At 43.0% G+C, this 6,962-nt stretch carries 6 protein-coding genes and 1 pseudogene; 6 read left to right on the top strand and 1 reads right to left on the bottom strand.

The window, feature by feature from the left end; genetic code table 11:
- From KH180_RS14745 to KH180_RS14730, 4 genes and pseudogenes are all read left to right on the top strand, one after another.
- Positions 1 to 334, top strand: a pseudogene (locus KH180_RS14745) (sugar phosphate isomerase/epimerase); the annotation flags it as partial.
- 29 nt (positions 335 to 363) lie between these two features.
- Complete coding sequence (locus tag KH180_RS14740; RefSeq protein WP_290761623.1) at positions 364 to 1,305, top strand: sugar phosphate isomerase/epimerase family protein; 942 nt, start codon at positions 364 to 366, stop codon at positions 1,303 to 1,305.
- A gap of 16 nt (positions 1,306 to 1,321) precedes the next feature.
- Positions 1,322 to 2,728 carry an MFS transporter gene (locus KH180_RS14735; RefSeq protein ID WP_290761621.1) on the top strand — a complete coding sequence of 469 codons (1,407 nt, stop codon included), beginning with the start codon at positions 1,322 to 1,324 and terminating at the stop codon, positions 2,726 to 2,728.
- A gap of 185 nt (positions 2,729 to 2,913) precedes the next feature.
- Positions 2,914 to 3,747, top strand: coding sequence for a Cof-type HAD-IIB family hydrolase (locus KH180_RS14730; protein WP_290761619.1), 834 nt, complete (start codon positions 2,914 to 2,916; stop codon positions 3,745 to 3,747).
- Positions 3,748 to 3,841: 94 nt separating this feature from the next.
- Here KH180_RS14730 and KH180_RS14725 read toward each other — a convergent pair whose 3' ends face one another.
- Positions 3,842 to 4,447 (bottom strand): flavin reductase, encoded by a 606-nt coding sequence (locus tag KH180_RS14725; RefSeq protein WP_290761617.1) that lies wholly within the window; start codon positions 4,445 to 4,447, stop codon positions 3,842 to 3,844.
- Positions 4,448 to 4,622: 175 nt separating this feature from the next.
- On the opposite strand from KH180_RS14725, the gene KH180_RS14720 reads away from it, so the two are divergent.
- Entirely contained in the window at positions 4,623 to 5,654 is a 1,032-nt protein-coding gene (locus tag KH180_RS14720; RefSeq protein ID WP_290761616.1) for a LacI family DNA-binding transcriptional regulator, read from the top strand.
- Between the two features lie 285 nt (positions 5,655 to 5,939).
- Positions 5,940 to 6,956, top strand: a complete 1,017-nt coding sequence (gene iolC, locus KH180_RS14715) for a 5-dehydro-2-deoxygluconokinase (protein WP_290761614.1) — start codon at positions 5,940 to 5,942, stop codon at positions 6,954 to 6,956.
- Positions 6,957 to 6,962: the final 6 nt, after the last annotated feature.

The raw sequence follows: 6,962 nt of genomic DNA, 5'->3' as shown, positions 1-6,962 counted from the left end.
CGCAGGAGAAGAACTGACCCATGTGCTGTTTGCAGATACCTTTAACCAGACCATGGACTGCCGCTATATTGCCAATCCGCCGTGGTTAAACGGAAGGGGCAAGGCGGATGTAACGATCCACCAGCACCTGGCAATGGGAGAGGGGGATGTGGATTTTGAAGGAATCTTTGAGACCTTAAGAGAAATGGACTTTGCCAACTGTCAGTTAAAAGAAAACGCGCCGAAGACCGGGGGAGACAACATCGCATGTGTATCCATGTTCGGATTTCCGGAAAAGATGGAGAAACAGGCACCGGAAGCGAGAGAACGCATTGAGCGGGAATTGTTAAAATAAAAAACAGAGAAAAGAAAGGAAATGAAATTATGAAATTAGCACTTTGTACAGATGTATTGGGTGATTTGACATTTACTGAAATGCTCGATAAAGTAAAAGCATTAGGAATTGATGCTGTAGAAATGACAGCAGGAGGCTGGGGAGGCTGCAAGCACGTGCCGACACAGGAACTTCTTGAAGACGATGAGAAATTGGCTGCTTACAAAGCAGAGATTGAAAAAAGAGGAATGGAGATCGCTGCCCTGAACTGTTCAGGAAATCCTCTTTCGCCTGCAGAGATGGGAGAATTACATACAAAGTCAATTTATGACACAGCAGTGCTGGCCGGCAGACTGGGAGTGGAAAAGCTGGTGATGATGTCAGGGCTTCCGGCAGGAGCACCTGGAGACAAGACTCCCAACTGGATTACATCCACAGTATCCTGGCCGGATTATATGGTAGAAGCTGTACGCTACCAGTGGGAAGATGTAGCGGTTCCATGGTGGAAAAAGTTTGTGGAGCACTGTAAGAAACAGGGGATAAAACAAATCGCAATTGAGGAATTCCCATGCCAGCTGGTTTACAATCCTGAAACACTGCTGAAATTAAGAGATGCTGTTGATCCGATGATCGGAATAAATATGGATCCGTCTCATTTGATCGCTATGGGTGCAGATCCAATTGCTGCAGTTCGTGCCCTGGAAGGATGCATTTATCATGTACATGGAAAGGATGCAAGAATTGAACGGGGACTGTGTGATATTAATGGACTGGCAGAGACTAAGCCGGTGACAGATACAAAGAACCGTACATGGAACTATGTTGCTGTAGGGTGCGGACAGGATCTTCAGTGGTGGAAAGAATTCTTTTCCGTATGCCATATGATGGGATATGATGGTCATGTATCTTTGGAAATGGAAGATTTGACTATGAGTGTAGAAGCCGGACTGAGCACTTCAATTGATGCCTTGAATCAGACGATCAGCAAATAAGAGAAGAGGTGAAGGAATGAATCTCAACGGATTTAACAAATGGACTCAGAAGGACCGGGTTACTGGTTTTGAGAAGTTTGCATACGGGTGCGGGGAAATCTCTACGAACATTGTGTTTACAATAGCGACCAGTCTTCTGGTTATGTTTTACACAGATGTGGCCCATGTTTCACCGTCTGTTATCGGAATGATCATCGCTTTATCCCAGGTGTTTAACGGAGTTTCTGATATTACGGCAGGATTTATTGTGGACCGTACCAGATCCAAATACGGCAGAGCCCGTGTCTGGATGCTGAGAATGTCCATTCCGTATGCAGTTGCAGCGGTTCTTTTGATGACAGTTCCGCAGATTGCACCGATGGCTCAGGCTATTTATATTTTTATTACCTACAATTTAATGCTTACGGTAGTATATACGCTGTTTCAGCTGCCGTTTGCCACAACTATGACTTATATGACCAGAAGCCAGGATGAGAGGGCAAAGATCAACATTGTCCGCATGGCAATGAGTCCTGTAGGAAATATTCTGGTAACTCTGCTCTTTACGAGAATACTTGGTATAATGCCGGGCGGAGGAATGGATTCCCAGAGAAACTGGGTAGTGCTGACGGCTATATACGCAGTATTTGCAGCTGCTATGATGCTGTTCTGCTTTGCTTCCGTAAGGGAAAGGGTTGTAGTAAAAGATGATATGGCAGGCGAAAAGATTCCCCTGAAAAAAGCCATACCCGCATTGTTTAAAAATAAGTACTTTGTTATGCTGTTCCTCTTTTTCGTATTTTTCGCCATGTATCAGACCTTTTCAGGGACAATGGCAACCTACTACTGCAAATGGATTGTAGGTGACACGAATATTATCGGAAATGTAAATACGGCATGCTATGGAATCACGATCATTGCAACATTGCTGCTGGGCAAGGTCATGGACTTTACTACTAAGAAAAACTGGTGTATGCTGGGAGCTCTGTTCATCATCGGCGGTTCTCTGATCCTCCTTCTTAACCCGACGAGCATCGCCCTGGTAACATTCGGCGGACTGCTCAGGGGAATTGGTATGACACCGATTCTTGGCATGATCTTTACAATGATCGCTGACTGTATTGAGTACGGCCAGTGGAAAACAGGGCTGAGGACTGCGGGAGCTATTCAGTCTGCGGTTACATCAGGCCAGAAGTTTGGTCAGGGGATTGGGTCAGCCCTCATCGGATTTATCATGGAGGCAAATACATACAGCGGTAATGCATCTGCACAGAGTGCACAGGCATTAACCACCATTTCAAATCTTTTTATCTATGGAATTGCGGTGCTGGGAGTTATTATGATCTTTATCCTGTGTTTCTATCATTTGGACAAAGAGTATCCGAAAATTATGAAAGAATTGCTGGACAGAGAAGCTAAAATTGAACTGAAGGAAGAAAAATAAAACTGTTTATTTCCTATGTTTGTTAGATTGTATATACGAAAAGACCTTTCCAAGGGATAAAATCACTGGGAAGGTCTTTTCCTGTTATTTCTTCTGCGGTATAATAGAGCAAAAGGTACTTTATCAGGCGGGGAACTTGGATCCGGAAGATATAAAACATGCTGAAAGGAACAGCGGGGGACAGGATGAAAGAACAAGAAATTAAATTAATTGCAATGGATATGGACGGCACGCTGCTGACCAGTGAAAAGAAAGTTACGAAGAATACGGTGGAAGTATTAGAGAAAGCCATGGACAAAGGAATCCAGATCGTACCGGCTACAGGGCGGTCCGTAAATGGGCTTCCGAAGGAATTGACAGAGCTTAAAAGATTAAGGTACTGTATTCTTAGCAACGGAGCCAGGGTCTATGATATGCACCGGCAGACATCAATTTACGAGAATCAGTTTAATACGGACCAGATTCTCAGACTTTTGGACACGATCAAGCCCTACCGTGCATTCCGGAGTATAGCAAAAGATGGGAAAGTGTACTGCTATAAGGAAGAGCTGGACAGACTTGAATCGTTCCATCTTGGTGAATATTCTGAGGAGATGATTCGTGCATCCAGAACGCCGGTAGAGGATTTAAAAGAATATATCCGGCGAGAAGGAGGAAGCTCTGAAAAGCTGACGCTGTTTTTTGAAGACCAGGAAGAACGCGCAAAAGCAAGGAAAGAATTGACTGAATGCGGATTATATGCAGTTGTGGCTTCCTTGAAAAATAATCTTGAAATTTCTCTGCATTCGTGCAATAAGGGCGATGCACTGGCTCATTTGATGGAACATCTGAACCTTAAGAAAGAAAACATCATGGCCTGCGGAGATGCAGAGAATGACTATCAGATGATTGAGGCTGCCGGAATCGGAGTTGTCATGGAAAATGGCAGTGATGAGATGAAAGAGATTGCCGATTATATTACAGAGGATCATAACAGTGATGGAGTTGCCAAAGCGATTGAAGCACTCGTGCTGAAATAAGAAATTTTAGATACAAGAAAAAAAGGCAGCCAGGGTTTTGGCTGCCTTTTTATTGCATAGGATCTTCAGAAACCCCTGCGTCTATATGTGAAGATTATTCGATCCGTTCAAAATCCGAAGCTCCGTGTTTGCAGATTGGGCATATGAAATCTGCCGGAAGTTCGTCACCCTCGTAGATGTAACCGCAGATTTTACAGCGCCATCCGGATTTTTTTGTTTCCTGGGGCTGGGGTTTAATGTGCTTGTGATAATATGCATAGGTGACAGAAGGCACATCGGATAACACTTCACCGTCTGTGACATCGGCAATAAACATTGTATGTGTACCGAGATCTACAGTTTCAGCTACGGAAGCGCTGAGAAATGCATTGGCATATTGATTCAGATAAATAATTCCGTTGGATGAACGGTCATATTCTGTGAAATTTTCTAATTTATCCACATCCCGTCCGCTTTGAAAGCCAAAATGTTTGAAAATATCAAAAGGTACTGCTTCAGAAAGGATGGATACGTTAAAAGAACCGGTGGATTGGATCATATCATGCGTGAAATTGCCTTTGTTGACGGCCACGGAAATACGGTTTGGCGTTGTTGTAATCTGCTGCACAGTATTGACAATGCAGCCATTGTCCTTTTCTCCGTCTTTTGCGGATAGGACAAACAGACCGTAGCTTAATTGGAACATTGCTGCTTGATTCATATAAAAACCCCTTTCTATACTTGATTAGTGTTGTCAATATATTCGAATTATAATCCCTTTATGATACATTTGCAATGATGGATTGGGGATATTCCTTTACTTTTGGGAAAAGCGAGGTTATAATAAAATAAATGCGTGCAATGTGTCAAAATTTAAGAAAAAGCGAGGAAAGCACATGGCAGGAACAATTAAAGAAATTGCAGAGCGTGCCGGGGTTTCCCGGGGAACAGTGGACAGGGCGCTGAATAACCGGGGCAGGATTAAGCCGGAAGTGGCAGACCGGATTCTGGCAATCGCCAAGGAGTTAGACTATCATTCAAACAGAAAGGCAAAAAAGGACACGCAGAACCCGGACAAAAATATAAAGATCGGAGTTATCACCCAGCTCTCGGAAGCATCTTTTATGATCCCGGTCAAAGCGGGAATACAAGATGCGGAGAGGGAACTTGAGTATCTGGGGGTAGAGCTTTTGCTGAAGGATATAGATTCAGTGGATGAGCAGGCTCAGATGAAAGCCATTGATGAACTGGAAGCAGAAGGAATCCAGGGTCTTGCTATTATGCCGGTACAGTCAGAGTGTGTCAGGGAACGGCTGAACAGGCTGATGGAAGAAAAAAAGATTCCTGTGGTTACCTTCAACTCTGATATCGTCGGTACAAAGCGTGCATGCTTTGTAGGCCTGGATAACAAGAAAAGCGGGCGTACTGCTGCAGGGCTTATGGGGATGCTGACGAGGGGAAAGGGCAAAGTTTTGGTGATTACAGGATTTTTCACCAACAGTGTAAACAGTCTCCGCGTGGAAGGATTTGTGCAGGAGATTAAGAACTCTTATCCGGATATGGAATTGCTTGGTGTCCAGAGCAGTTTTGATGAGACAAAGGAAGTAGAAAAGATTATTGAAAATACAATGGCTATTGCACCTGACCTGGAGGGAGTCTTTGTGGCATCCGGCGGACAGGCCGGAGTATGCATGGCTTTTGAGAAGCTGAAGCTTGAGAAACGGCCTTATGTTATAGTTTATGATGCCACACCTAATAACGCAAAAGCCCTGAAAGAAGACCGGTATGATTTTCTGATCGATCAGGAAGGGTATGAACAGGGCTACCGGCCTCCGAATCTTTTGTACAATATGATTCAAAAGGGAGAGGAACCAGGAGCAGACCATATCTATACAGATATAAAGATAAAAAATAAATATAATGTATGACATGTTTTATAAAAGAGCGAGATACACAAATATGGTATCTTGCTCTTTTTTTGCGTGTATTTGCGTGTCATATAATTGTGCAATAACACCGAAGAAGTCTGTATACATTTGTGAAATGTAGCAAAAACAATATTTTTTTGAAAAAGTGCTTGCACATAAAAGGCGTGCGTGGTAGTATAAGCACATAAGGAAAGCACATAAAACGCATTTGAAAGCAATAAACAAATTAATAAAACACGCAAACAACACGCAAAAAGCGTGGAATACAAAACTGAGGTGAAAGTTATGAAGTATGTTGAATTTGACCAGACAAGACCAATGGATTTAGTGCTCATCGGAAGGGTAGCTATTGATTTCAACCCGGCAGATTATTTCCATCCATTATCTGAGTGTACGACATTCAAGAAGTATGTGGGAGGATCTCCGGCAAACATCGCAGTGGGCATTACAAGGCACGGAAAGAAAGCCGGGTTCATCGGCAAGGTTTCTGATGACCAGTTCGGAGAGTATGTAGTAGATTTCTTTAATAAAGAAGGAATTGACACATCTCATATTTCAAAATGTACAAACGGAGAAAAACTTGGACTCACCTTCACTGAAATTCTTTCCAGAGAAGAGAGCAGCATTTTAATGTACCGCAACTGTATTGCGGACTTACAGTTATCTGTCGATGACATTGATGAAGAATACATAAAGAACACAAAAGCAATCTTGGTTTCAGGAACCGCATTGGCAGAAAGCCCATCAAGAGAAGCAGTTTTAAAAGCGGTAATGCTTGCAAAGAAGAACGATACGAAAATTATTTTTGACATTGACTACAGAGAATATAACTGGAAAAATTCTGATGAAATTTCAATCTACTACTCACTGGTAGCCAGGGAAGCAGATATCATCATGGGATCAAGAGAAGAGTTTGACCTGACAGAAAAATTGATTCAGCCGGGCAGAACAGACAAAGAATCTGCACAGGCATGGAACAGTGAAAATGCAAAGATCGTTGTCATCAAACACGGCAAGAAAGGATCTACAGCGTATACAAATGACGGAAATGACTACTCAATCAAACCATTTCCTGTAGAAGCATTAAAAGGTTTCGGCGGAGGAGACGGATATGCATCCGGATTCTTATATGGAGTTTTTGAAGGATGGGATATGATCGAGTGTCTTGAATTCGGAAGTGCAGAGGCAGCTATGATGGTGAGAAGCCATTCATGTTCTGAGGAGCTTCCAAATCCGCAGGAAGTAAAAGAATTTATCCGGGAAACAAAAGATAAATATGGCGAAATGATTGCGAGAGTATAGGAGGAT

The sequence above is a fragment of the Anaerostipes sp. genome (assembly GCF_018381315.1).
Classification (GTDB): Bacteria; Bacillota; Clostridia; order Lachnospirales; family Lachnospiraceae; genus Anaerostipes.
Note: the sequence above shows the minus strand (reverse complement) of the source record. Positions and strands in the feature narration are given on the sequence as shown.

Coding starts and splice junctions, on each gene's coding strand:
- KH180_RS14740 (WP_290761623.1), top strand. CDS start 364: ATGAAATTAGCACTTTGTACAGATGTATTGGGTGATTTGACATTTACT.
- KH180_RS14735 (WP_290761621.1), top strand. CDS start 1,322: ATGAATCTCAACGGATTTAACAAATGGACTCAGAAGGACCGGGTTACT.
- KH180_RS14730 (WP_290761619.1), top strand. CDS start 2,914: ATGAAAGAACAAGAAATTAAATTAATTGCAATGGATATGGACGGCACG.
- KH180_RS14725 (WP_290761617.1), bottom strand. CDS start 4,447: ATGAATCAAGCAGCAATGTTCCAATTAAGCTACGGTCTGTTTGTCCTA.
- KH180_RS14720 (WP_290761616.1), top strand. CDS start 4,623: ATGGCAGGAACAATTAAAGAAATTGCAGAGCGTGCCGGGGTTTCCCGG.
- iolC (WP_290761614.1), top strand. CDS start 5,940: ATGAAGTATGTTGAATTTGACCAGACAAGACCAATGGATTTAGTGCTC.